Consider the following 23,702-nt stretch of genomic DNA (forward strand, 5'->3'; position numbering starts at 1 on the left):
GGATAGTGCCGGCGGTGGAGGGGTACTCGGTGACCTTGCCGCCCCTGGGCCGTTATCAGTTGCCGGTGCAAAGCCTGCTGGTGGCCACTGAGCCCCTGCCGGAATCGACCTGGGACGAAATCGGTCTGAACCAGGGCCAGGCCTTCAGCGAGAGCAGCCGTCAGGTCACTTACGGTCAGCGTTCCATGGATAACCGCCTGGTATTTGGTGCCCGGGGCGGATATCAGTTCGCCAGCAAGCTGCGCCACGATTTCGACCTGAGCCGGGACGAGGTTGAGCTACGTCGCTACCTGTTCGGCGAGCTGTTCCCGCAACTGAAGAACGTGCGCATCACCCATTCCTGGGGCGGCAACCTGGGCATGTCCCGGCACTTCAAGCCGCACATGCTGTGTGACCGGCGCAAGGGCATCGCCTTGTCCGGCGGTTACGGCGGCGAGGGCGTTGGCGCCAGCAATCTGGGTGGCCGGACCCTGGCCGACCTGATTCTCCAGCACGACAGCCCCCTGGTCCGCCAGCCCTGGGTGCTGGCGCAAAGCGGCCTCGACGCCCTGCGGGCCTGGGAGCCTGAACCCTGCCGCTGGCTGGGCTACAACGCGATCATTCGCAGTTTTGTCCATGAGGATCAGACCTTGGCCAACCCGACATCGCCTCCATGGCGGCGGCGCATGGCCAGCCGGGTCGCCGGGTTCATGGAAGGTTTCATGCACTGAGTCGGGTTTCTTGCACCGAACGATGTCCGTTCGGGTTTTCCAGCGAAAGGTAGAGCCATGAGCATCACGCAATTCAAGCACACCGCAACGGTCACCCTGGACGAGTCGGCACCGGTCGCCGTGCCCCTGGGGACGCCCGTGGCCGTGACATCGGTGACCGCCGTCGAACGCAGCGACGGGGTCGAAACCGGGATCTGGGAATGCACCCCGGGGCGCTGGCGGCGACAGATCGTCGCCCAGGAGTTCTGTCATTTCATCCAGGGCCGCTGCACCTTCACTCCCGACCATGGCGAGCCCCTGCACATAGAAGCCGGCGATGCACTGATGTTGCCGGCCAACAGCACCGGAATCTGGGATATCCAGGAAACGGTGCGCAAGACCTACGTCTTGATTTTCTGATCCCTTGATTGCCTGCCAATAACAAAACCAGCCACAGGTATCGACTCATGATCCGCAAGACTTGCACGTTGCTGTTACTCAGCCCGTTGTTCCTGGGTGCTTCCCTGGCCCAGGCCGCCGACACGGTAAAGATCTACAACTGGTCGGACTACATTGCCCCAGACACCACCAAGCAGTTCCAGAAGGAAACCGGGACAGGTTTCACCTATGACGTCTATGACAGCAACGAGACTCTGGACGGCAAGTTGATGACCGGTAAATCCGGTTACGACGTGGTGTTCCCCTCCAACCATTTCATGGCGCGGCAGATCCAGGGCGGGGCGTTGAAGAAGCTCGACAAGAGCCAGCTGCCCAACTGGAAAAACCTCAACCCGGTGCTGCTCAAGGCGCTGGAGGTCAACGACCCGGGCAACCAGCACGGTTTTCCGTACCTGTGGGGCAGCACCGGGATTGGCTACAACGTTGCCAAGATCAAGGAAGTGCTGGGGGATGACGCACCGCTGGACTCCTGGGACCTGATCTTCAAGCCCGAGTACATGCAGAAGCTGCAGAAGTGCGGGGTGGCGATTCTCGACAACGGCCCCGAACTGATTCCCACGGCCTTGAACTACCTGGGGCTGCCACACCACAGCAAGAACCCGGCGGACTACAAGAAAGCCGAGGCGCTGTTGATGCAGGTCCGGCCTTATGTCAGCTACTTCCATTCGTCGAAGTACACCAGCGACCTGGCCAACGGCAATATTTGCGTGGCGGTGGGTTTCTCCGGAGACATCCTGCAAGCGGAGAGCCGGGCCAGAGAAGCGAAGAACGGGGTGCAGATCGGCTACTCGATTCCCAAGGAAGGCACGCCGATCTGGTTCGACATGGTGGCCATGCCGGTGGACGCACCGGATGAGAAGGCCGGTTACGCCTTCATGAACTACCTGCTGCGCCCGGATGTGATGGCCAGCATCAGCAACTACGTGCATTACGCCAATGGCAACCAGCAAGCCGACGGTCTTGTCGACCCGGCGATCAAGAACGACACCAAGGTCTATCCGAGCCCGGCCATGATGGACAAGTTGTTTGCCCTGGAGGCCATGCCGTTGGACATCGACCGTATCCGCACCCGCTTGTGGAACAAGATCCGCAGCGGCAGCTGATCCCCATCGCCCCAGGATCCAGGCTCCGGCTTGCCGGCGAAGAAGCCCCAGAGACAAGCGCTGTCCTTGAGGACGCCTTCGCTGGCAAGCCAGCTCCTACAATTGGCTGTTTTCCGGGAGCAGGGCGCCGCCGTCCACTATCAGGGTCTGCCCGGTGATGTAGCCGGCCTGTTGCGAGGCCAGAAACAACATGGCGTAGGCAATGTCCTCAGGCGTTCCCAGGCGCCCAAGGGGAATGCCCCGGGCCAGGGTCGAGGCGTCGCCGAGGTTGTCCATGGCCTGGGTGGCGATAAGCCCGGGCTCGACGCCGTTGACGGTGATTCCGTATTCCGCCAGTTCCAGAGCCGCTGCGCGAATGAAGCCATTGACCCCGGCCTTGGACGCCGCGTAGTGGGCCAGTCCGGGAATTGCCGTGCGTGGACCGGTCACCGATGAGGTGACGACGATCCGTGGTGCTCGGGCCCGGCGTAGCGCCGGCAAGGCGGCCTGGGTCAGCCAGAAGCAGCTTTTCAGATTGACCGCCAAGGTGCTGTCTAGGGTCTGCTCCTCAAGCTCGGCCAGCTTCTGCATGGGAAAGATCCCGGCGTTGTGCAGCAGCAGGTCCAGGCCGCCAAAGGCGTCCAGGGTCGCCGTTACCGCCTGTTCGGCGGCTGCCCGGGTGCCGAGGTCCAGGGTCAGCAGCTCCGCCGTCCCGCCGGCCTGACGAATCAGGCGTTGGGTTTCGGCGCCTGACGCCGCGCTGCGGGTGGCCAGCATGACCTTGGCGCCCCTGGCGGCGAACACCTGGGCGATCGCCCGGCCAATACCCTGGCCCGAGCCGGTGATCAGGGCGATGCGCCCGCGAGCATCCTGGCTCATGGCTGGGCTCCTGGCAGGATCTGGGCCAGGCACTGGTCCAGCAGACGATTGTGCAGGTCGACCTGCTCCTCGCTGGTGGCCGGACACATCAGGGCCATGTTGTGGAAGGGGGTCAACAGCACCCCGCGATTGAGCAGGTACAGGTGCAGGTACGCCTCGATCAGACCGTGGCGGGCGTGGTGGGCTTCGCCACCGTTGCGCGGGGCCTGCTGCATGAACAGGTATTCGACCCGGGCACCGATACGGGTCACATGCCAGGGCAAGCCGTGCTTGCTGATGATGCTGTCGACGCCGGCTCGCAGGCGCTCGGCAAGGCGGAACATGCGTGCGTAGTTTTCATCGTTCATCACTTCGCTGAAGGTGGCGCGCATGGCGGCCATTTGCAGGGCGTTGCCGGCCAGGGTTCCACCGAAGCCGAAGTGGTTGATCGCCTGGCCCGGCTGGAAATGCGGCAGTACCCGCCAGATTCGTTCGGCCATGGCCTGGCTGGAGCCCCAGACGGCTGTAGGAATGCCCCCGGCGATGGATTTTCCCAGGACAAAGAAGTCCGGCTGCAAGCCATGTTTGCCGCAATAGCCCCCCGGCCCACAGGACAGGGTATGGGTTTCGTCAATGATCAGCGGTACGTCATAACGCCGGGTCAACTGCCGCAAGCCGTCATGGAAGCCCGGGGCCGGTGGCACCATGCCGACGTTGGTCATGAAGGGCTCGGTCAGCACTGCGGCCACGTCGCCGTGGGCCAGGGCCGCTTCCAGGGCCGGCAGGTCGTTGAACTCCACCAGTCGGGTGGTGGACGCGTGCTGCAAGCCGTTGGCGTGCACACCGTCGCGGGGAATCATCTGTCCCTGGGCGTCGAACTCCACCTGGGATTCGTCGACGCTGCCGTGGTAGTTGCAGTTGAATACCAGGACCTTCTGCCGTCCGGTGATCATTCGGCACAGGCGCAGGACAAAGCGGTTGGCATCGGTGGCTGAAGTGGTGACCTGCCAATAGGGCAGGCCAAAGCGCCGGGTCAGCTCCTTGCCGACCCACAGGCTGTCGGCGGTGGGCAGCATCAGCGTCGAGCCATGCAGGGCCTGTTCGGCAACGGCTGCGGCCACGGCCGGCTGGGCATGGCCGAACATGGCGCCCGTGTCGCCCAGGGCAAAGTCCACGTACTGGTGGCCGTCGCAATCGGTGAGGGTCGCGCCGCTGGCGTCCGCCACCATGATCGGGTAGGTGCCGGGCCATTGCTGCATCCAGTGCAGCGGCGCGCCGTACAGCCAGTGCTTGAGGTTTTCCTGATAGAAGGCGCCGGAGCGCGGGTGTTGCTCGGCAAACAGCTGCAGTTCGGACTGGTAGCAGCTGGCGACGCGTTGCAGATCGAGGCCCAGAGTCATGGGAGTGTCCTGTGAAAAGCGCTGCAGGCTGGCGCTAGGACAAGCCAGCAGCGGTACGGAATCAGGGGTGCAGGGTTCGGTTGAGTACCTGGGCCAGGGCGCCCACCGGGAAGTTGGCGGCATGGCTGAAGTCTGCACCCTGGTAGCCGAATATCTTGCCGTCGGTACGTCCGGCCTTGAGGTCGATCAGCACCAGGCCCAGGGTCGGGACGATCTTCTCGCGCCAGACAAACAGGTACAGCTGTTCGGCGATCTTGTAGTAGTGACAGCGGTCGGTGTCCGCCAGGCCTTGCTCGACACCTCTGAGGCACTGCCAGCTATAGAAATTGGCATTCAGGTAGATGTGCTCGTAGGCCTCGCTGGCGCTGTAGACATACTGATTGCGCAGGCCGATCAATTCGGCGGTGGGCGCATGTCGCGCAGTATCGGTAGTGGGCACGGCATCGATTGCGCCGTGGAGGAACTGCGCCTTGACCGAGGTCAGCTCCCCGCCGGCCAGGGCCCGGCTGAACAGGTCGACGCTGCATTCGGCCTGGCTCGGCATCTGGCCGACCACGGCGGTGAAGCACTGGCGCTCAAGATCGAGGATCAGGCTCACCGAATGGGGCTGGCCTTGCTCCTGCTTGAGAAAATCCACCAGGTAGATACCGGGGCGTATCGAGGTCGCGCGATAGGGCAGATCGTCACTGGCAGGTTGGCCGACGTTGTTCCAGCGCAGAGTGTCGGCAGCGAAGTGGTGTTCGATCTGCCAGCCATTGTCGAAATGCAGGGTCAAGGTACGGCCGGACAGATCACCCACCCTCGCAAGGATGTGATTGTCGTCTGCAAAACCGTCCGCCAGGGCGCCGACGGTGATCCATTCAGGTTGCTGATTCATGGCAAGGCTCTTGTCCGGGGAAGAAGAGCTCCATGTTCTGCCTGGGAGCCGGTGCTGCCCATCAACCGAATGGTTGAGCCGGTGGCCCTTTACAAGAACAGCGCGCTCACCAGTTCCGTGCGATTGCCGACCCCGACCTTGCGAAACAGGTTGATCAGGTGGGTCTTGACCGTGGGCAGCCCGAGGTCCAGGCGCCTGGCGATGCTCTTGTTGTCGGCGCCATCGCGCAGCAGCCAGGCGATCTCCCGCTCCCTGGGGGTGAGGTTGGCCAGACGTTCGTCGACCTGGGAGTAGGGTGCCAGGGCAGCGATTTCCAACAGGCCCTGCAAGGCATGCAGGGTGCCCAGTTCGTCGACACTGAAATGCCCCAGGGCGTTGTCTCGCAGCAACGACAGGCCGGCGACGGGCCGTTCACCATCACAGGCGAGAATCTCCACCACATCCAGTACCCCGTAGCGTTGCAGGAATCCCTGGTAGACCTCGGTTGCATGACGGCCCTGCTGGGCCATGCCCATGTGCAGCGACAGCACCGGGCGCCCGGCGGCGGCGCAGTTGCGTGGCTGCAGCGGGTCGTAGTGGCGGTAGCGTTGCAAATAGGCCTGGTGCATTGGCTCGGGCATGCGGTACAGCGAGAAATCCCGGGCCTGCAGGTCCGGGTCGATGCGGTAGAAGGCGCAGAGGGTGGCGGGTACCACCCGGGTAAAGGCGGCGATGCAGCGTTGCCCCAGTTCATGGGCCCCGGGCAAGGAAGTGGGCGCAATCATGGGAAAGCTCCTGGCTGCCGGTTGGGCAGTGGCTCGGGTGGTTGGGGGCTGCTACGGGGGGCGCTGTCCGTGTCAGGGCGAGTGAAAACCAGGAGCGAGGCGCCTGGCAAGCAGGGATGCAGTGCAGGCTGCGATCGCTGTTTCTTCGACCGCAGCCTGTTGCAACGATTAGCGGCGGGCCTTGCTCAACCCCTGGGCAAGGGCATCGACTATGGCATCCACCTGTGGCTGCTGGATCACCAAGGGCGGCGAGAGAATGATCTTGGTGCCCACTGGACGCACCATGACGCCATTGTCCCGGGCGATTTGTGCCACCTGATTGGCATAGCCACTCATGGGGTCGATGGGTTCGCGAGTGGTCTTGTCCGCCACCAGATCCAGGGCCAGCATCAGGCCCTGGCCCCGCACCTCGCCGACGGTGTCGAAGCGATCGACGAAGGGCCGCAGCTTGTCCAGCATGTAGTCGCCCATCTTCGCCGCGTTGGCCGGCAGGTCTTCCTTGACCACGATGTCCAGGCAGGCCAGGGCCGCAGCGCAGGCCACCGGGTGCCCGGAGTAGGTGTAGCCGTGCATGATGGCGCCGGTGAAGTTGGCGTTTTTCTCGAAGGCAGCCTCGATTCGCCGGTTGACCACGGTCGCGCCCAGGGGGATGTAGCCCGAGGTGATGCCCTTGGCCAGGCACATGATGTCGGGTTTGACTCCCCACAGGCGGCTGCCGAACATCGAGCCGCTGCGGCCGAAGCCGGTGACCACCTCGTCGGCAATCAGCAGGACACCGTACTTGTCGCAGACTTCGCGGATCAGCGGCCAGTAGTTGGCCGGTGGCACTATCACGCCGCCGGCGCCCTGGATTGGCTCGGCAATGAAGGCGGCCACGGTGTCCGGACTCTGGAACTGGATCTCCCGCTCCAGCAGGTCGGCGCAGATCTTGCCCAGCTCTTCCGGGTCCTGGCTGTAGGGGTTGCGGTACAGCCAGGGCGTGTCGATGTGGTAGCAACCGGGCAGCAATGGTTCGTAGTTGCGGCGGAATACGGTGTTGCCGTTGACCGAGGCACCGCCGAAGTGGGTGCCGTGGTAGCCCTGGCGCAGGGAAATGAACTTGGTGCGGTCGGCCTGTCCTTCGAGCTTCCAGTACTGGCGGGCCAGCTTCAGGGCACTTTCGATGGCATCCGAACCGCCGGAACTGAAGGACACCCGGGACATGTCCTCGGGCTCCAGCAGGTTCATCAGCACCTGGGACAGTTCTTCGGCGCGAGGGTGGCTGACCCCGTCGAACAGTTGGAAATACTCCAGCTCATCGAGTTGGGCGGTGATGGCCGCTTTCACTTCCTTGCGGTTGTGGCCGACGTTGACGTTCCACAGCCCGGCAACGCCATCCACCAGCTGGTGGCCCTTGTCGTCATAGACATAGCAACCATCGCCACGGACGATGCGGATCGGTTCGCGTTGCTTCATTTCGTTGGGGTGCAGCATGGGGTGCCAGAAACGGCTTGCTTCGCTCACGTTGAGTCTCCTGAAAACGCACGGACAGCGTGGAGCTATTAGTGCGTCATTTGCGGGCTCCTGGCTTGCCTCTGTGTGCCAGGACATTTGACCCAGGCTGCCAGTGGCGGCTTGGCGGGCGGCGCAAGGCTTGCGGGCCTGTTCGCCGGCAAGCCGGCTCCTACAGGGAACTGCACGGTGTATCTGACTGCTGTAGGAGCTGGCTTGCCAGCGAAGGCGTCGGCCTGGGCGCTGCAAGACTTTCGGGCCTGTTCGCCGGCAAGCCGGCTCCTACGGGGAACTGCACGGTGTATCTGACTGCTGTAGGAGTTGGCTTGCCAGCGAAGGCGTCGGCCTGGGCGCTGCATGACTTTCGGGCCTGTTCGCCGGCAAGCCGGCTCCTACAGGGAACTGCACGGTGTATCTGACTGCTGTAGGAGCTGGCTTGCCAGCGAAGGCGTCGGCCCGGGCGCTGCATGACTTTCGGGGTTGTTCGCCGGCAAGCCGGCTCCTACGGCCAGCGTAGGTGCCGCTGCCTCTGGCAGCCAGGGCCAAGTTTTGCGGCAGCCAGGATCAAGACGGCATCCGACTTTGGGCTCAAAGTCCACCTCGAACAAGGTCTACCTGCGAGGAATCAAGATGAGCGTTGCCATCGACCCACGTGTCGCTGCATTCATAGACAGTCAGCACGGTCTGCTGATTGACGGTCTCAGCCAGCCAGCACTCTCCGGCGCGCGGATGCCGGTGTACAACCCCGCCAGTGGCGAGCAGTTGACCCAGGTTGCCGCCGCCGCCCAGGCCGATGTGGATCTGGCGGTGGGGTCCGCGCGCCGGGCCTTCGAAGGCAGTTGGAAGGCGTTGCGTCCCGCCGATCGCGAGCGCCTGTTGTTGAAGCTGGCGGATCTGCTGGAAGCCAATGGCGAGCAGCTGGCACAGCTGGAGACCCTCAACAACGGCCAGTCGATCCATCTGGCCCGGGCCCTGGAGGTGGGTGCGGCGGCGGAGTTCACCCGCTACATGGCCGGTTGGGCCACCAAGATCGAAGGCAAGAGCCTGGATGTGTCCATCGCCGCGGTGCCGGGGGCACAGTACCGGGCCTATACGGTGCCGGAGCCGGTGGGCGTGGTGGGAGCCATTGTGCCGTGGAATTTCCCATTGCTGATGGCCATCTGGAAAATCGTCCCGGCCCTGGCTTGCGGCTGCACCGTGGTGCTCAAGCCCGCCGACGAGACCCCGCTCACCGCACTGCGCCTCGGCCAGCTTTGCCTGGAAGCGGGGATTGCCCCCGGCGTGGTCAACGTGGTGACCGGCAGTGGTGCCCAGGCCGGTGCCGCGCTGGCTGCCCATCCGGGGATCGACAAGCTGGCGTTCACCGGTTCGACCCAGGTCGGCAAGCTGATCGGCCACGCTGCGGTGGACAACATGACGCGCTTCTCCCTGGAGCTGGGTGGCAAGTCGCCGGTGATCGTCCTCGACGACTGCGATCCGCAGACTGCTGCCGCTGGGGCGGCCGGGGCCATCTTCTTCAATCAGGGACAGGTCTGCACGGCGGGCTCGCGGTTGTATATCCAGCGCGGGATCTACACCGAAGTGCTGGAACGCCTGGTCGCCATCGCCGAGTCCTTGAGCATTGGTCCGGGGCTGGACGAGCAGGCACAGATCAATCCGCTGATTTCTGCCAAACAGCAGAAGCGCGTGCTGCAGATGGTCCAGCGCGGGGTCGAGGAGGGTGCCAGGGTGCTCTGTGGTGGAGTCGCCCATGGCGAACGGGGCTTTTATGTCCGTCCCACGGTGGTGGCCAACGTCAACGCCAACCTGCAGCTGGTGCGCGAGGAGATCTTCGGCCCGGTGGTGGTCGCGACGCCTTTCGATTCTCTGGAGGAGGTGGTGGCCCTGGCCAATGACAACCAGTACGGGCTGGGGGCGAGTATCTGGTCAAACGATCTGAGCCAGGTCATGCAGCTTATTCCCCAGATCAAGGCCGGCACCGTTTGGGTCAACACCCACAACATGCTGGACCCGTCGATGCCCTTCGGTGGTTACAAGCAATCGGGCATGGGGCGCGAGATGGGCCATGCGGCCATCGAGGCCTATACCGAGAACAAATCGGTGTGCATCGCTTATTGAGCGCGCCCCACGCAGACGCCTTTGCCGGCCAGCCGGTTGACTGTAGGAGCCGGCTTGCCGGCGAAGAGGCCCCCGAGACAGGCGTCACTCTCATGGGCGCCTTCGCTGGCAAGCCAGCGTCTACGGGGCGTGAACATGATTTCAGCTGCGTCAGACAGCCAAGCTCTGCGCCCTTGCCGGGCGTGCCCTTGAAATGCCTAGAACAACAATCATCAACCCATGCTTTCGAGGTTTACCATCATGTCGCTCAACGACAGACTCAACCACCACCTGGATCAGGGCGTGGTCGGCTTTCCCACGGCGCTGGCCAGTGCCGTGGGCCTGATCATGGCCAGCCCGGTGATCCTGACCGCCACCACCGGGTTCGGTATCGGTGGTGGAGCGTTCGCCGCAGCGATGGTGATCGCCCTGCTGATGATGCTGGCGCAATCCACAACGTTCGCCGAAGCGGCCTGCCTGTTGCCCACCAATGGCTCGGTCTATGACTACCTGGCCTGTGGCCTGGGCCGTTTCTTCGCCATCACCGGGACCTTGTCCGCCTACCTGATCGTGCATGTGTTTGCCGGGACGGCGGAAACCATTCTCAGCGGCGTCATGGCCCTGGTGAATTTCGAATCCCTCAATACCCTGCTGGAGCAGAGCGGCAGCGCCTGGCTGGTGGGTGTCGGGCTGGTGCTGTTTTTCGGCCTGCTCAACGCGGTGGGCATCACTGCCTTCAGTCGCGCCGAGGTGATCCTGACCTTCGGCATGTGGACCACCCTGATCATCTTTGGCGTGCTCGGGGTCATCAAGGCCCCGGCGGTGGAGCTCGACGGCTGGTTCGGCGCTTCCATGGTGGGGACCGATCTGTCGACCATCCTGTCCCTGGTGGGTATGGCTATGTTCATGTTCGTCGGCTGCGAGTTCGTCACTCCCTTGACCCCGGATGTGCGCAAGGCTGCCAGGACCATTCCCCGTGCCATGGCCCTGGGGCTGGTAGGCGTCGCGGTCTGCATGTTCATCTATGGCGCGGCCATGAAGCGTCAGGTGGAAAACATTGCCCTGAGTGAGGACGGCAGCGTGCATTTGCTGGATACGCCCATGGCCATCCCGCATTTCGCCGAGCAGATCATGGGGCCGTTCGGCCGTATCTGGCTGGGGATCGGCCTGCTGTTTGCCGGTGCCGCAACCATCAATACGCTGATGGCCGGCCTGCCGCGGATTCTCTATGGCATGGCCCTGGACGGTGCATTGCCCAAGGTCTTTACCTATCTGCACCCACGCTTCAAGACACCGCTGCTGTGCATCGCCGTGGCGGTCCTGATTCCCTGCCTGCACGCCTGGTGGCTGGGTGGCAGCACCGACAGCATCATGCACCTGGTGCTGGCGGCGGTCTGTGCCTGGAGCACCGCCTACCTGCTGGTCACCTTGTCGGTGGTGATGTTGCGCATCCGCCGGCCGGATTTGCCGCGTTCCTATAAATCGCCATGGTTTCCGTTGCCGCAGATCCTGTCTTCGGTGGGGATTCTCCTGGGCATGTGGTTCATCACCCCCCCCGGGATGAATCCACGGGATATCTATGTGCCCTTCGGCAGCATGTTGGGCCTGACCGCTATCTACGCGCTGGTCTGGACCTTGCTGGTGCAGAAGGTCAATCCGTTTCGTCCGGTGCCGGTGGAGGAGGTGCTGGAACAGGCGCTGAACCTTGCACCGGAAGATGTCCCAAGCCCTCGGGAGAACCTGTCTGATGAACCTTTCAAGTTGGCGACAAAACCTCTTTGAATTCTGGCACCGGGCACCCTCGGGCTATCGCCCGGGGGTCACCCTGGGGCAGGTGCGACGGGATCTGGCGGGTCTGGATTTCACCCCTCGCTCTGTTGGGCGTGGTGTTTTCCACTGCCCACAAAGTGCTCTGGAGTTCGAAGTGCGGGAGCGTCCCCAGGCGCAGTTCCTGATGCATATCGTGGTTTGTGAGTGGCGGTTGCGGGTGCCCAGCGAGCGTCCGGGACAGGCGCGGATCGGCCTGCGCCACACCGGGGCGATTCGTCGACAGGGCGTCGCCGCGCGATTGCTTGCGGGAGAGGCAGAGCAATGGGCGCCCCTGCTGCAGAGGTTGTGCAGTGAGCAGCCGTTGCTGGAGCGCCTGCTGCCGCTGGACTTCAAGCACCTTGAGCTGTGGCGGGATGAACAGGGCTGGCAAGTGCGCCTTGAACACTTTGGCGCCAGCGAGGTGGTCAATCGTTTACCGGGGTTCAGACGCTATATCCGCTTGAGTGCTGAACAGCGGGTGGCGTTATTGGGCAGCTTCACTGAGTTGTACAAGCTTCTACGAGAATTCTGACCGACATAACCATAAACACTGGCATACACCCTGCTTAAGCCATAACAGACTATCCATGTTGTCAGGCTCCTTGCCTGGTAAATAGATAACATGTTAATGATATCGCCATAACAACAAAGGCGGTCTGAACCGGCTTATGGAGGTGCACAGTGCTTGCTTCGCATAGTTTCAGTTCCTGGGTAGGTGCCCTGCAGGGTGTCTGCGGTCGATTCGACGCTCGTCCGGCGCGCAATCCCGCCTTGTTTATCGGAGAAGTGGGTTTACAGGATTATGCCGGGCTGGAGGTGGCGCAGATCCGCACCAATGCCGGGCTGATCTCTCGTCAGAGCACCAAGGTCGACCATGAAGACGATCGTCATTGTTTCCTGATCATCCAGCGCAGTGGCCACGCTCGCCTGAGCCAGGATGGCGAGAGTATTGAGCTGGCCCCCGGCGACATGGCGTTGCTGGATTCGGCCGGCGCTTGTGAAATCGTGCCCCACGGCCTGATCGAGCACGCCTCGTTCCACCTGTGCCGGGAAGAGGTCTACCGGCATCTGCCGGCCCAGCAGCGCAAGTTCGGCAAGTTGTCGCAAAACTGTGCCAGTGGCCGCCTGATGCGTTTGTTGGTGGAGCAGATCTGCGCCGGCGATCTGCAGGGCTGTGCGGCGCAGCAGGAGGGCCAGGCCTTGCAAGAGGCCCTGATCGCCTTGCTCGGGCCGACCCTGCGTCAGACGGCCAGTACCCTGGATGGTTTTGACGATAACTTGCATGGCCAATGCCTGCGTGATCAGGCTCGACAACTGATCAATCAATCCCTCAACGAACCGGGGTTGACCCCGGTATCCCTGGCCGGGCAGTTGAACATTTCCGTGCGCCAGTTGTACCGGCTGTTTGAGGAACAGGGAGACAGCGTGTGTCGCTTCATCCAGCGCTCCCGGCTCAAGCGCAGCGCGGCGGACCTGAGTAACCCGCACCTGCGCAACGAATCCATTACCGACATCGCCTTCAAGTGGGGGTTTACCGATTCGGCGCATTTCAGCCGGACCTTCAAGAAGCATTTCGAACAATCACCCCGTGACTTCCGCGCCCGCTCGCTGGCCGTGTAGGAGCCGGCTTGCCGGCGAAGAGGTCCTTGAATGTTGCATTGCCCTTGATAACGCCTTAGCTGGCAAGCCAGCTCCTACGGCAAGCAAGCATGCAGGCACGTCTGCACGCAGGCAGGAACGCGAGAAGACCGGCAATAGCAGGCAGGGCAAGGGTTTCAGGGTTTTTCCAGATCATGCCCCAGGGATTGGATGAACAACGAAAACAGCTCGGGCTGGCTGGAGATATCCAGCTTGGTGTAGAGGTGCCGACGGTGCACCTTGATGGTGTCCGGCGAGATTTTCAAACGCTCAGCCATGGCTTTGGAAGAGAACCCGCGGAGGATCAGTCGGGCGATCTCCAGCTCTCGGTCCGACAGTACAGCACTGCCGAAATGGCTCAGGGCGTCGCGAATCTGGCTGGCCATTTCCTCTGCTACCGGGGCCTGGGGACGTATCTGGCTGTGTTGCCAGTGCTGGTGCATCAGTGGCAGCACCCAGGCCGCAAAGGTCGTGAGCTGGCCGATTTCCTCGCGATTGAAGACCCGCTGGTTGCCCAGTGACAGGGACAGGGTGCCGGCTTCGGGCAGTTGCAGGATGAATTGCACTTCATCTTCCAGCACGTTGTCGTGGAAGTAGCTGAGAAAGTACTCGCTCTGGCGGAAGTGGTCCGGGGCCACTTCTTCCAGGCGGTACAGACCGCTGGGGTAGCCCTCGCGGCAGGCCTGGAAGAACGGGTCCAACAGGTACAGGCCATTGAGGTAGGTGAGCATCGACGCCGGCTTGCTGCTGGGCTCGGCGTCATATTCTTCAAGGGCCCGGGGCGGGCCGTCCACCGGGTAGAAGATCGCCAGGGCATTGTCGAACGGCGTGGCCTGATGCAACAGCAGGATCAGCTGTTTCCAGAATCGCGGGTTGCCGATCAGCGTAAGCGTGCGACCCAGGCCGGCATGCATGCCGACTTCCCTGAACAGATTACTCAAAGGCCTTGCTCCCCTGATGCGCCGATAGTGCCGTAGAACGGTTTCGTCGATTTGCCTGTTGCCGTCAAGGGGAGTACTCCAATAGGGGAATTGGTCGCAGTCAGGTGAGTGCCTAGAGTAGCTCCCATCAAGTGCGTCCCAGAGCGCACCCGCCCGATGGATTTCGTTTCTGCCTCAGACCAACAATAAACACGAGGATAACGATATGAGCTCTCCCTCCGCGCCCGACGGTGCGCTGAAACCCACCCTGAGTGTGTTCGATGTGGTGGCTATCACTGTCTCCGGTGTGACCCCGGCCAGTTCCGTGTTCGTGATCGCCCCCTTTGCCATTCACCAGGCCGGCAGCGGGGTGTTCCTGGCGTTCGTCATGGCCGGTTTGCTGGCGCTGATGTTTGCCTTCTGTTATGCCGAGCTGGGCCGGGCCCATAACAGTGCCGGTGGTGAGTACGTATACGCCAAGCGCGTGTTTGGCGGCATGGCCGGCTATGCCACCTTCCTCACGGTGCTGGTGATGCTGCTGTTCATCCCTCCGGTGCTGGCCACTGGAGCCGCCACTTATTTGAACAACGCCCTGGGTACACACTTCGACTCCCAGACCGTAGCCCTGGTGATAGTGGTCTGCAGCTATCTGTTGGGCATCCTCAACATCAAACTCAATGCCTGGATCACCGGCACTTGCCTGTTACTGGAGGTAGCGGCGTTGCTGGTGATTGTCTGGCTGGGCTTTGGCAACGCCTCACAACCGGTGAGCATTCTCCTGCAGCCGCAGATCGTCGATCACGGTGCGCTGCAGCTGGCGCCCTGGGCCCTGGTGATCGGTGCGGTGGGTATCGGCCTGTTTTCCTACAACGGTTACGGGCCGGCGGTGTTGTTGGCCGAAGACATGAAGTGCAAGGGCCGTGGCGTGCACAAGGCGGTGCTCTGGTCCCTGGTGCTGGTGGTGATCATCGAGCTGGTGCCGCTCACCGCGCTGCTGATCGGCGCGCCGTCCCTGAGCGCGATGCTCGCCAGCCCCGATCCCATCGGCTACCTGCTCACCAGCCATGGCAATGAAACCCTGGCCCGTGTGGTCAGTGCCGGGATCTTCCTCTCGGTATTCAATGCGATTGTCGCCATCGTCATCCAGATCGGTCGGGTGGTGTTCAGCAGCGGCCGCGACGCCCTGTGGACGCCCACCATCAACCGCCTGTTCACCCGGATTCATCCGCGCTGGGATTCGCCGTGGCTGGCCACATTGTTCCTGGCGATTCCTTCGGCGGTACTCAGCTTTAGCTCGAATCTGGCGGACCTCACGTCCTTCAGCGTGTTGCTGATCATGCTGGTGTACCTGATCGTTGCCCTCAGCGCGCTGATGAGCCGGATACTGCTGCGGGATCGCGAGCATCCCTATCGCATGCCGCTGTGGCCCTTGCCGGCGCTGCTGGCGGTGGTCGGTGCGGGGTATCTGCTGATCAATCTGTTCCTCGAGGCTTCCCTGCGGGACATCATGGTGATTATCGGGTTGCTGGCGCTGTCGGTGATTCTCTATGGCACCAATGGCCGGTACAGCCCGGCGTTTCAGAAATTGTAAGGAGTGGTTATGCGAGCACGTCAATTGGGCATCAGCCTGGGTCTGGGGACACCGGGCCCGTTCAATGCGATCACCGACGTACCCGGGGTTCGGGTGGGGCACAGCACCCTGAAAACCAGCGTGGACGGCAAGCAGGTGCGCACCGGCGTCACCCTGGTCCAGCCCCGGGCCGGGCATGCACGGCAGCAGCCCTGTTTCGCCGGCTGCCATGTGCTCAACGGCAATGGCGATGCCACGGGGCTGGAGTGGATTCGCGAGGCGGGGACCCTGACCACGCCGCTGGCGATTACCAATACCCACAGTGTCGGCGTGGTGCGCGACACCCTGATCGCCCTGGAGCGCGAGGCCCTGGCGGACCCCGCCGTGTACTGGTGCATGCCGGTAGTGATGGAAACCTACGACGGCCTGCTGAACGACATCTGGGGCCAGCATGTGGGGCCGCAACAGGTGCGCGAGGCCATGGCCAGTGCCGAGTCCGGGCCGGTGGCCGAGGGCGCGGTGGGAGGCGGCACCGGGATGATCTGCCACGAGTTCAAGGGCGGGATCGGCACCGCTTCACGACGGCTGGCGGCAGAGCAGGGCGGCTACACCGTCGGTACCCTGGTCCAGGCCAACCACGGCAAGCGCGAAGAGCTGCGGGTGGACGGTTACCCGGTGGGTCGCCGTCTGGGGGCAATTGCCTCACCTTTTGCCGAGCGCGGCACCCCGGGCATGGGTTCGATCGTGGTGATCCTGGCCACCGATGCGCCGTTGCTGCCCCATCAATGTCAGCGCCTGGCCCAGCGTGCCTCCATCGGCATTGCCCGCACCGGTGGTGGCACCGAAGATTCCAGTGGCGATATCTTCCTGGCCTTTGCCACGGGAAACCGGGACTTGCCCGCTGCGGATTATGGGCGCAAGGACCTGGCGTTCACCGCACCTCTGGCGATGCTCAACAACGATCACATCTCGCCACTGTTCAGCGCAGCGGCCGAGGCCGTGGAGGAAGCCATCATCAACGCCTTGTTGGCAGCCGAGCCGATGACCAGTGCCGACGGGGTACAAGTACCGGCGCTGACCCCGCAAGTATTGAGGGAAGCATTGGAACTAACTGGTTGGAACATGAAATAACCAACTAAAAAGTGCGACCCAGTCGGCATAACTGTCTATATGGATATTTAATAATTAAATTGTAGATTGTCGGACAATGTCTGCCGTTAATCGGTTGAAAAAGAATCTTTTGACTGCACGGTCATTGTTTGCGGGAGTTTGTCGGAACAGTGGAATTTGGCGTCAAAAAAGTAGTGGACGCCTGATTTCAAATTGTGTCAGCTTTCTTTCGCCTGCTTAGGGCGAGTGATAGGACGATCTCGCCAGGGATTGTCGCTATCTGACAAAAACTGTTCCATTGATTACAAGGAAGTGTGTTTATGTCGAAAGTAACAGAGAGTGCTATTGCATCTGCCGAACAGCAACTCGTGCCATTGGCCGCAGCAAGTTCGGCGTATAACCAGATCAATAGCTTTAGCCACCAATACGACCGTGGCGGCAATCTCACGGTCAATGGCAAACCTTCGTTCTCGGTCGATCAGGCCGCCACGCAATTGCTGCGTGACGGCGCTGCCTATAAGGACCTGAACGGTAACGGCAAGATCGATCTGACCTATACCTTCCTGACCTCGGCCTCCTCGAGCACCCTGTACAAGCATGGTATCTCCGGGTTCAGCCAGTTCAGTGCCCAGCAGAAGGCCCAAGCAGTGCTGGCCATGCAATCCTGGGCCGATGTGGCCAACGTCGTGTTTACCGAGAAAGCCTCGGGTGGCGACGCCCACATGACCTTCGGCAACTACAGCGGCGGCCAGGACGGTGCGGCGGCCTTCGCCTACCTGCCGGGCACCGGTGCCGGCTACGACGGTACCTCCTGGTACCTGACCAACAGCAGCTACACCCAGAACAAGAACCCGGACCTGAACAACTATGGCCGTCAGACCCTGACCCATGAGATCGGTCACACCCTTGGCCTGGCTCACCCTGGCGACTACAACGCCGGTGAAGGCAATCCAACCTACAAGGACGCCACCTACGGGCAGGACACCCGCGGCTACAGCGTCATGAGCTACTGGAGTGAAAGCAATACCAGCCAGAACTTCAGCAAGGGCGGGGTCGAGGCCTATTCGTCCGGTCCGCTGATGGACGATATCGCGGCCATCCAGAAGCTCTACGGGGCCAACTACGGCACCCGTGCCGGTGATACCACCTACGGCTTCAACTCCAACACCGGGCGCGATTTCTACAGCGCCAGTTCGTCTGCGGACAAGCTGGTGTTCTCGGTGTGGGACGGTGGCGGCAACGATACCCTGGACTTCTCCGGGTTCACCCAGAACCAGAAGATCAACCTCAATGAAACCTCGTTCTCCGACGTTGGCGGCATGGTGGGTAACGTTTCCATCGCCCAGGGCGTGACCGTGGAGAACGCCATCGGCGGTTCGGGCAACGACCTGCTGATTGGCAACAACGCTGCCAACGAGCTCAAGGGCGGTGCCGGCAACGACATCATCTACGGTGGCGGTGGCGCCGATAAGCTCTGGGGCGGTTCGGGTTCGGACACCTTCGTGTTCGGCGCCAGCTCCGACTCCAAGCCGGGTGCGGCCGACCAGATCATGGATTTTGTCAGTGGCCTGGACAAGATCGATCTGACCGGTATCACCAAGGGCGCGGGCCTGCATTTCGTCAACGCCTTCACCGGTGCGGCGGGTGACGCCATCCTCACCACCTCCGGGGGCGTCAGCACCCTGTCCGTGGACTTCTCCGGGCATGGCGTGGCGGACTTCCTGGTCAGCACCGTTGGCCAGGCAGCCGTCAGCGACATCGTGGCCTGAGTGACGTAGGCGGAGGGCGGCGCCGATGCGCTGCCTTCCGTTCTTGCATTGGCCCCGGGGCTGAGCGAGTCTACCGGGCGGACGGAGCACCCTATGACCCCACACACCTTGAGTTGCAAGGCGGCCACTCGGCTGCTGGCGACGCTGACGATTTTTTATGGAGCACTCACTATGGCAAGCAGCCTGCGTTTGGCGGACCCCTCGGAACTGGTTGGACACTGGCAACTGCAGCAAGCGGAGGAGCCGGCCAAGGGCTGCACCCTGGATCTTCTGCAGAACGCCGCTCTGGGCGATGGCGCCGAGTGTCTGTCGAAATGGATAGGCGAGGCCGCGGTGGGCTGGTTTCCGGAGCCCGATGGCATTGCCATCACTGGACGCGAAGGGTCGAAAGTGATCTTTTTCAGCCGCCAGAAAGACGGGCTCTACGAAGCGCGCCTGAAAAGCGACGGCCTGATTGTTTTGCAGCGTGCCGCTAATTAAAGGCTAAGAGTGTTCGTCTGCTTACAGGCGGCCATTACATTGCCATACTCTTGATCGGCAGGAACATGTTCGGGCTGCTGTTGAATACAGCTGTCCGAATTGTCCGTGTCCGCAGGCTTTATGAACTAAGAGGGGCGTCTGTTAGTTATGCACTATATTGGTTCTTCGCTATCACGCGCGGATTAACGGCTCAGGGAATTTGTTAAAAATGGTGAAGAACACTCATGCAGCTCCACTGTTCAAGGCACTGGGCGAATATAAGGGCATCCTGATCAGTGTCGGCTGTTTCACCGCGTTGATTAATGTGCTGATGCTGGTGCCCTCCATCTATATGTTGCAAGTCTACGACCGGGTGCTGTCTTCGCAGAATGAGACCACTCTGGTGATGCTGTCCCTGATGGTCGTGGGCTTTTTCCTGTTTATCGGGCTGCTGGAGGTGGTGCGCAGCTTTATCGTCATCCGCATCGGCAGCCAGTTGGAGCGCCGCTTCAACCTGCGGGTCTACCAGGCGGCCTTCGAGCGCAACCTGTCCCGTGGCGAAGGCCATGCCGGCCAGTCACTGGGCGATTTGACCCATATCCGCCAGTTCCTCACCGGACCGGCGCTGTTCGCCTTCTTCGACGCCCCCTGGTTTCCCATCTATCTGCTGGTGATCTATGCCTTCAACGTCTGGCTCGGGGTGTTCGCCACAGTGGGCGCGGTGTTGCTGATCGCCTTGGCGTATCTGAACGAAGCCATGACCAAGAAACCCCTGGCCGAAGCCAGCGGTTTTTCGCAGCGGTCTACCCAACTGGCCACCAGTCATTTGCACAATGCCGAAACCATCCAGGCGATGGGCATGCTCGGGGCCTTGCGCAAGCGCTGGTTCGCAGTGCACTCGCGCTTTCTCGGCTTGCAGAATGAGGCCAGCGACACAGGTTCGGTGATCAGTTCCCTGAGCAAGACCCTGCGCTTGTGCCTGCAGTCCCTGGTGCTGGGCCTGGGCGCCTTGCTGGTGATCAAGGGCGACATGACCGCGGGGATGATGATCGCCGGGTCGATCCTCATGGGCCGGGTCCTGAGTCCCATCGACCAGTTGATCGCGGTATGGAAGCAATGGAGTTCGGCCAAGCTGGCCTATGGGCGGCTGGATGCGCTGCTGCGGGAGTTCCCGCCCAGTGACAGCGCCATGTCGTTGCCGGCGCCCAAGGGCCAGGTGAGTTTCGAGCAGGTCAGCGCCGGTCCTCCCGGGCGTCGGGCGGCGACTCTGCAGCAGGTGACCTTCAGCATCAATACCGGTGAAGTGCTCGGGGTGCTGGGGGCCTCCGGTTCCGGCAAGTCGACTCTGGCTCGGGTATTGGTGGGAGTCTGGCCGACCCTGGCCGGCACGGTGCGCCTGGACGGCGCCGACATTCATCGCTGGAATCGCGACGAGCTCGGCCCTTATATCGGCTACTTGCCCCAGGACATCGAGCTCTTCACCGGCAGCATCGCCGAGAACATCGCGCGCTTTCGCCAGGCCGACCCGGAGCAGGTGGTCCAGGCCGCGCAGATGGCCGGGGTGCATGAGCTGATCCTGCGCCTGCCCCAGGGCTACGACACCGTGCTCGGCGATGACGGCAGCGGCCTGTCCGGTGGCCAGAAGCAGCGGGTGGCCCTGGCCCGGGCGCTGTATGGCAGCCCGAGCCTGGTGGTGCTGGACGAGCCCAATTCCAACCTCGATACCGTGGGCGAAAGTGCCCTGGCGGCGGCCATTGCCCAGCTCAAGGCCCGGGGCACCAGCGTGGTGCTGGTGACCCACCGTTCCTCGGTGCTGGCCCTGGCCGACAAACTGCTGGTACTCAACGAAGGCCGCTTGCAGGCCTTCGGCCCGAGCCAGGAAGTGCTCAAGGCCCTGGCCGGCGGCCAGCAAGCCCAGGCCCAGGAGGCGCCCAAGCCCGTTGCAGCGGCACCCGGCGGCCTCAGCATGAGCCGGCAATACCAGGCTCCGACACGGAATTCAGGCGCATGAGCAAGGACAGCAACATGATGATCGAAGAGGGTTACGCGCCGGAACGGGTCGAGCGTGACGCGGGCTTTTTCGCCCGCATGGGCTGGATCCTGGCCCTGGTGGGGGCGGGCAGTTTCTTCGTCTGGGCCGCCCTGGCGCCCCTGGACCAGGGCATTCCGGTGCAAGGCACGGTGGTGGTGTCCGGCAAGCGCAAGGCGGTGCAGTCCATGAGCAGCGGGGTGGTCAGCCGGATTCTGGTGCGCGAGGGCGAAAGCGTGAAACAGGGCCAGCCGCTGTTCCGCCTGGATCAGACCCAAGTGGCGGCGGACGTGCAGTCGCTGCAGGCCCAGTACCGCATGGCCATGGCCAGCCTGGCACGCTGGCGCAGTGAACGCGACAACCTCAAGCAGGTGGACTTTCCGGCACCGTTGAGCAACAGCGACGACCCGCGCCTGGCCCTGGTACTGGAAGGCCAGCGCCAACTGTTCAGCAGCCGCCGTGAGGCGTTTTTCCGGGAGCAGGCGGGCATCCGCGCCAATATCGAAGGCGCTACTGCGCAACTGGCCGGCATGCGTCGGGCCCGCACCGATCTGGGCAGCCAGGCCGAGTCCCTGCGTCAGCAGTTGAGCAACCTGCAACCTTTGGCGGACAACGGCTACATCCCGCGCAACCGCCTGTTGGAATACCAGCGCCAGTTGTCTCAGGTGCAGCAGGAACTGGCGCAGAACACCGGTGAAAGCGGGCGGGTCGAGCAGGGCATTCTCGAGTCCCGACTCAAGCTGCAACAGCACAGCGAGGAGTACCAGAAAGAAGTCCGCAGCCAGTTGGCCGAAGCCCAGCTCAAGACCCAGACCCTGGAACAGCAACTGACTTCCGCCGGTTTCGACTTGCAGCACAGCGAAATCATCGCCACTGCCGACGGCATCGCGGTCAACCTTGGGGTACACACCGAAGGCGCCGTGGTGCGCCAGGGTGAAACCCTGCTGGAGATCGTGCCTCAGGGCACGCACCTGGAAGTGGAGGGGCGGTTGCCGGTGAACCTGGTGGACAAGGTTGGGCCCCATCTGCCGGTGGACATTCTGTTTACCGCCTTCAACCAGAGCCGCACCCCGCGGGTGCCCGGGGAAGTCAGCCTGATTTCCGCCGACCAGATGATCGACGAGAAGACCGGTATGCCGTACTACGTGCTGCGCAGCAGCGTCAGCGACCAAGCCATGGAAAAACTCAACGGGCTGGTGATCAAGCCCGGGATGCCGGCGGAGATGTTCGTGCGCACAGGCGAACGCTCGCTGCTCAATTACCTGTTCAAGCCTCTGCTCGACCGGGCCGGCTCTGCATTGACCGAAGAATAAGGATGTCGCGTCGTATGAGTAAGCTTTCCATTCTCGCGGCGGTCCTGGCGCTGGTCGCCTGCCAGACGGCCCAGGCCATGGGCCCGTTCCAGATCTACGAGCAGGCCCTGCGCAACGATCCGGTGTTTCTCGGCGCCATCAAGGAGCGTGACGCCGGCCTGGAAAACCGGGCAATAGGCCGCGCCGGGTTGTTGCCCAAGGTGGGCTACAGCTACAACAAGGGCCACAACAACTCCAAGGTCAGCTACCTGGACACCGTGCGCGGCACCGTCACCGAAAAACGCAACTATGACAGTTATGGTTCGTCCCTGACCCTGCAGCAGCCGCTGATCGACTACGAGGCCTATGCCAACTACCGCAAGGGCGTGGCCCAGGCGCTGTTCGCCGACGAGAACTTTCGCGGCAAGAGCCAGGAGCTGCTGGTGCGGGTGCTGAGCTATTACACCAAGGCGCTGTTCGCCCAGGATCAGATCGACATTGCCCTGGCGAAGAAGAAGGCCTTCGAGCAACAGTTCCAGCAGAACCGGCACATGTTCCAGCAGGGCGAGGGCACCCGCACCGATATCCTCGAAGCCGAATCGCGCTACGAGCTGGCCACCGCCGAAGAGATCGAAGCCCGGGACGAACAGGACGCCGCCCTGCGTGAACTGGGGGCACTGATCGGCGAGCCGGCTATCGATGTCCGTGACCTGGACCCCTTGCAGGAGAACTTCCAGTCGTTCTCCCTGACGCCTGCCAACTACGACACCTGGCACGCGATGGCCCTGAGCAACAACCCGGTGCTGGCCTCCCAGCGCCAACGGGTCGAAGTGGCCCGCTACGAGGTCGAACGCAACCGCGCCGGGCACCTGCCCAAACTCAGCGCCTACGCCACCCTGCGCCAGAACGAATCGGAAAGCGGCAACACCTACAACCAGCGCTACGACACCAACACCGTCGGTATCGAAGTCAGCGTGCCGCTGTATGCCGGGGGCGGGGTCTCGGCTTCCACCCGCCAGGCCAGCCGTTCCATGGAGCAGGCCGAGTACGAGCTGGACGGCAAGACCCGCGAGACCCTGATTGAACTCCGCCGGCAATTCAGTGCCTGTCTATCGGGGGTGAGCAAATTGCGCGCCTACCAGAAGGCCCTGACTTCGGCCGAGGCCCTGGTAGTCTCCACCAAGCAAAGCATTCTGGGGGGCGAGCGGGTCAACCTGGACGCGCTGAACGCCGAGCAGCAGCTGTACACCACTCGCCGCGACCTGGCCCAGGCCCGCTATGACTACCTGATGGCCTGGACCAAGTTGCATTACTACGCTGGAACCTTGCGGGAAGAGGACCTGGCCAGGGTCGACGAAGCCTTCGGTCAGCGCGCAATGCCTTAGGCTC

At 62.6% G+C, this 23,702-nt stretch carries 20 protein-coding genes; 14 read left to right on the top strand and 6 right to left on the bottom strand.

Annotated elements, in window-relative coordinates:
• From BLX41_RS36360 to BLX41_RS26600, 3 genes are all read left to right on the top strand, one after another.
• Window positions 1-710, top strand: a 710-nt coding sequence (locus BLX41_RS36360) for an FAD-dependent oxidoreductase (protein ID WP_259745211.1), incomplete at its 5' end; no start/stop codon positions are given.
• 57 nt (window positions 711-767) lie between these two features.
• Window positions 768-1,109, top strand: coding sequence for a cupin domain-containing protein (locus tag BLX41_RS26595; protein WP_123727295.1), 342 nt, complete (start codon window positions 768-770; stop codon window positions 1,107-1,109).
• Window positions 1,110-1,156: 47 nt separating this feature from the next.
• The gene (locus BLX41_RS26600) at window positions 1,157-2,251 is read left to right on the top strand and encodes a polyamine ABC transporter substrate-binding protein (protein WP_123727296.1); all 1,095 of its coding nucleotides are present in this window, start codon (window positions 1,157-1,159) and stop codon (window positions 2,249-2,251) included.
• A 96-nt stretch (window positions 2,252-2,347) separates the two neighbouring features.
• Here BLX41_RS26600 and BLX41_RS26605 read toward each other — a convergent pair whose 3' ends face one another.
• From BLX41_RS26605 to BLX41_RS26625, 5 genes are all read right to left on the bottom strand, one after another.
• Window positions 2,348-3,109, bottom strand: coding sequence for an SDR family oxidoreductase (locus BLX41_RS26605; protein WP_123727297.1), 762 nt, complete (start codon window positions 3,107-3,109; stop codon window positions 2,348-2,350).
• A complete protein-coding gene (locus BLX41_RS26610) occupies window positions 3,106-4,488 on the bottom strand; it encodes an aspartate aminotransferase family protein (RefSeq protein WP_123727298.1) in 1,383 nt (460 codons plus the stop codon). The genes BLX41_RS26605 and BLX41_RS26610 overlap by 4 nt, the downstream gene beginning before the upstream one ends.
• 61 nt (window positions 4,489-4,549) lie before the next feature.
• Window positions 4,550-5,365: a molybdenum cofactor biosynthesis F family protein gene (locus BLX41_RS26615; protein WP_123727299.1), complete on the bottom strand. Its 816-nt coding sequence runs from the start codon at window positions 5,363-5,365 to the stop codon at window positions 4,550-4,552.
• Window positions 5,366-5,454: 89 nt separating this feature from the next.
• Window positions 5,455-6,129, bottom strand: coding sequence for a helix-turn-helix transcriptional regulator (locus tag BLX41_RS26620; RefSeq protein ID WP_123727300.1), 675 nt, complete (start codon window positions 6,127-6,129; stop codon window positions 5,455-5,457).
• Window positions 6,130-6,297: 168 nt separating this feature from the next.
• Window positions 6,298-7,632, bottom strand: coding sequence for an aspartate aminotransferase family protein (locus BLX41_RS26625; RefSeq protein WP_123727301.1), 1,335 nt, complete (start codon window positions 7,630-7,632; stop codon window positions 6,298-6,300).
• 618 nt (window positions 7,633-8,250) lie between these two features.
• Here BLX41_RS26625 and BLX41_RS26640 point away from each other — a divergent pair.
• From BLX41_RS26640 to feaR, 4 genes are all read left to right on the top strand, one after another.
• Window positions 8,251-9,738, top strand: coding sequence for an aldehyde dehydrogenase family protein (locus BLX41_RS26640; RefSeq protein ID WP_123727304.1), 1,488 nt, complete (start codon window positions 8,251-8,253; stop codon window positions 9,736-9,738).
• Window positions 9,739-9,978: 240 nt separating this feature from the next.
• Window positions 9,979-11,499 carry an APC family permease gene (locus BLX41_RS26645; RefSeq protein WP_123727360.1) on the top strand — a complete coding sequence of 507 codons (1,521 nt, stop codon included), beginning with the start codon at window positions 9,979-9,981 and terminating at the stop codon, window positions 11,497-11,499.
• Window positions 11,465-12,058 carry a DUF3156 family protein gene (locus BLX41_RS26650; RefSeq protein ID WP_123727305.1) on the top strand — a complete coding sequence of 198 codons (594 nt, stop codon included), beginning with the start codon at window positions 11,465-11,467 and terminating at the stop codon, window positions 12,056-12,058. The genes BLX41_RS26645 and BLX41_RS26650 overlap by 35 nt, the downstream gene beginning before the upstream one ends.
• Window positions 12,059-12,207: 149 nt before the next feature.
• The gene (gene feaR, locus BLX41_RS26655; RefSeq protein WP_123727306.1) at window positions 12,208-13,146 is read left to right on the top strand and encodes a transcriptional regulator FeaR; all 939 of its coding nucleotides are present in this window, start codon (window positions 12,208-12,210) and stop codon (window positions 13,144-13,146) included.
• A gap of 155 nt (window positions 13,147-13,301) precedes the next feature.
• Here the strand turns inward: feaR and BLX41_RS26660 are convergent, their stop codons facing one another.
• Entirely contained in the window at window positions 13,302-14,105 is an 804-nt protein-coding gene (locus BLX41_RS26660) for a helix-turn-helix transcriptional regulator (RefSeq protein ID WP_123727307.1), read from the bottom strand.
• 205 nt (window positions 14,106-14,310) lie between these two features.
• On the opposite strand from BLX41_RS26660, the gene BLX41_RS26665 reads away from it, so the two are divergent.
• The 7 genes from BLX41_RS26665 (at window position 14,311) to BLX41_RS26695 (ending at window position 23,698) form a co-directional block, all read left to right on the top strand.
• Window positions 14,311-15,675, top strand: a complete 1,365-nt coding sequence (locus BLX41_RS26665; protein WP_123727308.1) for an APC family permease — start codon at window positions 14,311-14,313, stop codon at window positions 15,673-15,675.
• Window positions 15,676-15,684: 9 nt separating this feature from the next.
• Complete coding sequence (locus BLX41_RS26670; protein ID WP_123727309.1) at window positions 15,685-16,785, top strand: DmpA family aminopeptidase; 1,101 nt, start codon at window positions 15,685-15,687, stop codon at window positions 16,783-16,785.
• 299 nt (window positions 16,786-17,084) lie between these two features.
• Window positions 17,085-18,533, top strand: coding sequence for a serralysin family metalloprotease (locus BLX41_RS26675; protein ID WP_123727310.1), 1,449 nt, complete (start codon window positions 17,085-17,087; stop codon window positions 18,531-18,533).
• Window positions 18,534-18,626: 93 nt separating this feature from the next.
• Window positions 18,627-19,013, top strand: coding sequence for an AprI/Inh family metalloprotease inhibitor (locus tag BLX41_RS26680; RefSeq protein WP_123727311.1), 387 nt, complete (start codon window positions 18,627-18,629; stop codon window positions 19,011-19,013).
• 208 nt (window positions 19,014-19,221) lie between these two features.
• Window positions 19,222-21,003 (top strand): type I secretion system permease/ATPase, encoded by a 1,782-nt coding sequence (locus BLX41_RS26685; protein ID WP_123727312.1) that lies wholly within the window; start codon window positions 19,222-19,224, stop codon window positions 21,001-21,003.
• Between the two features lie 14 nt (window positions 21,004-21,017).
• Window positions 21,018-22,334, top strand: coding sequence for an HlyD family type I secretion periplasmic adaptor subunit (locus BLX41_RS26690; RefSeq protein ID WP_404942801.1), 1,317 nt, complete (start codon window positions 21,018-21,020; stop codon window positions 22,332-22,334).
• Between the two features lie 14 nt (window positions 22,335-22,348).
• Window positions 22,349-23,698 (top strand): TolC family outer membrane protein, encoded by a 1,350-nt coding sequence (locus BLX41_RS26695; RefSeq protein ID WP_404942798.1) that lies wholly within the window; start codon window positions 22,349-22,351, stop codon window positions 23,696-23,698.
• The last annotated feature ends 4 nt before the right edge of the window (window positions 23,699-23,702 follow it).

Source organism: Pseudomonas protegens (assembly GCF_003732485.1).
Lineage (GTDB): Bacteria > Pseudomonadota > Gammaproteobacteria > Pseudomonadales > Pseudomonadaceae > Aquipseudomonas > Aquipseudomonas protegens_B.

What these genes read in the sequence shown, in the direction of transcription:
- BLX41_RS26595 (WP_123727295.1), top strand. Translation starts at nt 768, where the DNA reads ATGAGCATCACGCAATTCAAGCACACCGCAACGGTCACCCTGGACGAG.
- BLX41_RS26600 (WP_123727296.1), top strand. Translation starts at nt 1,157, where the DNA reads ATGATCCGCAAGACTTGCACGTTGCTGTTACTCAGCCCGTTGTTCCTG.
- BLX41_RS26605 (WP_123727297.1), bottom strand. Translation starts at nt 3,109, where the DNA reads ATGAGCCAGGATGCTCGCGGGCGCATCGCCCTGATCACCGGCTCGGGC.
- BLX41_RS26610 (WP_123727298.1), bottom strand. Translation starts at nt 4,488, where the DNA reads ATGACTCTGGGCCTCGATCTGCAACGCGTCGCCAGCTGCTACCAGTCC.
- BLX41_RS26615 (WP_123727299.1), bottom strand. Translation starts at nt 5,365, where the DNA reads ATGAATCAGCAACCTGAATGGATCACCGTCGGCGCCCTGGCGGACGGT.
- BLX41_RS26620 (WP_123727300.1), bottom strand. Translation starts at nt 6,129, where the DNA reads ATGATTGCGCCCACTTCCTTGCCCGGGGCCCATGAACTGGGGCAACGC.
- BLX41_RS26640 (WP_123727304.1), top strand. Translation starts at nt 8,251, where the DNA reads ATGAGCGTTGCCATCGACCCACGTGTCGCTGCATTCATAGACAGTCAG.
- BLX41_RS26645 (WP_123727360.1), top strand. Translation starts at nt 9,979, where the DNA reads ATGTCGCTCAACGACAGACTCAACCACCACCTGGATCAGGGCGTGGTC.
- BLX41_RS26650 (WP_123727305.1), top strand. Translation starts at nt 11,465, where the DNA reads ATGAACCTTTCAAGTTGGCGACAAAACCTCTTTGAATTCTGGCACCGG.
- BLX41_RS26665 (WP_123727308.1), top strand. Translation starts at nt 14,311, where the DNA reads ATGAGCTCTCCCTCCGCGCCCGACGGTGCGCTGAAACCCACCCTGAGT.
- BLX41_RS26670 (WP_123727309.1), top strand. Translation starts at nt 15,685, where the DNA reads ATGCGAGCACGTCAATTGGGCATCAGCCTGGGTCTGGGGACACCGGGC.
- BLX41_RS26675 (WP_123727310.1), top strand. Translation starts at nt 17,085, where the DNA reads ATGTCGAAAGTAACAGAGAGTGCTATTGCATCTGCCGAACAGCAACTC.
- BLX41_RS26680 (WP_123727311.1), top strand. Translation starts at nt 18,627, where the DNA reads ATGACCCCACACACCTTGAGTTGCAAGGCGGCCACTCGGCTGCTGGCG.
- BLX41_RS26685 (WP_123727312.1), top strand. Translation starts at nt 19,222, where the DNA reads ATGGTGAAGAACACTCATGCAGCTCCACTGTTCAAGGCACTGGGCGAA.
- BLX41_RS26690 (WP_404942801.1), top strand. Translation starts at nt 21,018, where the DNA reads ATGATGATCGAAGAGGGTTACGCGCCGGAACGGGTCGAGCGTGACGCG.
- BLX41_RS26695 (WP_404942798.1), top strand. Translation starts at nt 22,349, where the DNA reads ATGAGTAAGCTTTCCATTCTCGCGGCGGTCCTGGCGCTGGTCGCCTGC.